This is a genomic window from Prevotella sp. Sow4_E9_plate, assembly GCF_052116205.1.
Lineage (GTDB): Bacteria > Bacteroidota > Bacteroidia > Bacteroidales > Bacteroidaceae > Prevotella.
Window position 1 is genome coordinate 1 of sequence record NZ_JBQKLN010000105.1, and the last position, 1,633, is coordinate 1,633.

Sequence of the window (1,633 nt, forward strand, 5' to 3'; positions counted from 1 at the left end):
GCATCACTTTTTCGAAATATTCCCTTGTTTCCATTATCAAATTGTTTTGATTACGGATGCAAAGGTAATATATTATATAGGTACCGCCATACGGGCTAATGGTGATTTACACTTAGACATACGCATCTTCTCATTGACCATGCGATACATCTCACGTCCACTCGTTATCGCATACTGAAAGCGATTGACAATCAAGTCTGAAAGCATGCCACTCGTACTGCTGGTATGAGGAACCATGCTTGGCATGTCATACTTTGACTCATCGACAAAAGTGCAAGCACGCTGCTCTTCCCCTTCATCTTTTGGCACGAAGAAAGCGAACTCGTTGCCATCCTTGTCACGTACCCAAGCATAAAGGTAGCGGTCCTGACGTGTCATACTGATTCGGTCAAACTGATCGACAGGCCTGGTATAGCGAATGAACTCCAGTCCCATAGCCTTAAGCTTGTCCTTGTCACAATCATGAACCACAAGAACTTCAGCCTTCATAGTCTTGTAGTGGTCCGGGCGTTGGCTCAAATCCTTTTTGGGATTGGTCGCCTCTGTGTCGGTAACTTCATCTGAATCATCAGAATCGGAAGGTTGCTCACATCCATTCTCGATGTATTCCCCCTCTTCCTCATCCTTGGTCTTGCCTGTGTTTACCGACTTGTCACCAGTTTGCTTCTCATTGTTCTTGCCATGCATCTTACGCCTACGGGCTTGCAGTTCTCCAGTAAGCTTGTCAACCTGAGCCTGCAAACCGGCAATCTTACGATCTGCCTCTGCCTGTAGTTCCTTCTGCTTATTACCCAAGGCAATATTGGCATCCAGAAGTGTCTGGACTGTCTGAACCAAATCCTTTATCTGATCTAGATATTGCTTACGTTCCATATCCGATAATCCATTACTTGCCGAAGAATTGTCTACCTCCAGCAAGTAATTGGAATGCATTATCATGCGCTCTATGTCTATATGTATATCTGCCATAATATGAAACGTTTGCAGATGCAAAGATAATCATATTATGAGACTCCGCAAAACACATAAAACTTATTTAACAATCTGATATCCAGTATTTTACGCTATTTCAGAGACTTAACGTTAGCCGTAATACCACCCTATGTCAGACATGTTTGCAGTATCGCGAAACATCGAAAACAGGGCTTAACAAGCCAACCTTAAAGATTTCTACAACGCTCTGAACATCATTTACTTAACTCTATTTTACAAAAAAACGAATACGTATTTTTAGAAAATTAACTATCATTTTCGCCATCAAGCTGCTTCCTCATAGCATTTTAGCTCTATTGGACCTATGCTCTTTACAACAGGACATGAAAGCATGGCCACTAGATACTTCCACTCCAACACATAAATAGGAAGGACACCTTCAAACTCTAGACGGACAAAGCTCATGTTCCTATCAAACTTCTGATAATACATCTGACACTCATTATGCTCATGCCTGATGATCTTTACTATCTTTTGATCCTTGGAAGTAAACACGTAAGCGGTGCCATCCTCAGGGTCCTCGCCCAACGAGCGTATCACTCCACAAAGCTTGTCATAACCTCCACGCATATCCTGATAGTTGGGAATATACTTATATTTTACGGCACCATTTAAGCTAAACATAAGGCTTGAAGTTTAG

2 protein-coding genes are annotated in these 1,633 nt (G+C 42.1%); both read right to left on the bottom strand.

Annotation, left to right across the window (positions count from 1 at the left end):
* Positions 1-72: 72 nt before the first annotated feature.
* Positions 73-969 (bottom strand): hypothetical protein, encoded by an 897-nt coding sequence (locus tag ACTQ53_RS17385; RefSeq protein WP_441934557.1) that lies wholly within the window; start codon positions 967-969, stop codon positions 73-75.
* Between the two features lie 288 nt (positions 970-1,257).
* Positions 1,258-1,617: an IS66 family insertion sequence element accessory protein TnpB gene (tnpB, locus tag ACTQ53_RS17390; RefSeq protein ID WP_441934559.1), complete on the bottom strand. Its 360-nt coding sequence runs from the start codon at positions 1,615-1,617 to the stop codon at positions 1,258-1,260.
* Between the last annotated feature and the right edge of the window lie 16 nt (positions 1,618-1,633).

Coding starts and splice junctions, on each gene's coding strand:
- ACTQ53_RS17385 (WP_441934557.1), bottom strand. CDS start 969: ATGGCAGATATACATATAGACATAGAGCGCATGATAATGCATTCCAAT.
- tnpB (WP_441934559.1), bottom strand. CDS start 1,617: ATGTTTAGCTTAAATGGTGCCGTAAAATATAAGTATATTCCCAACTAT.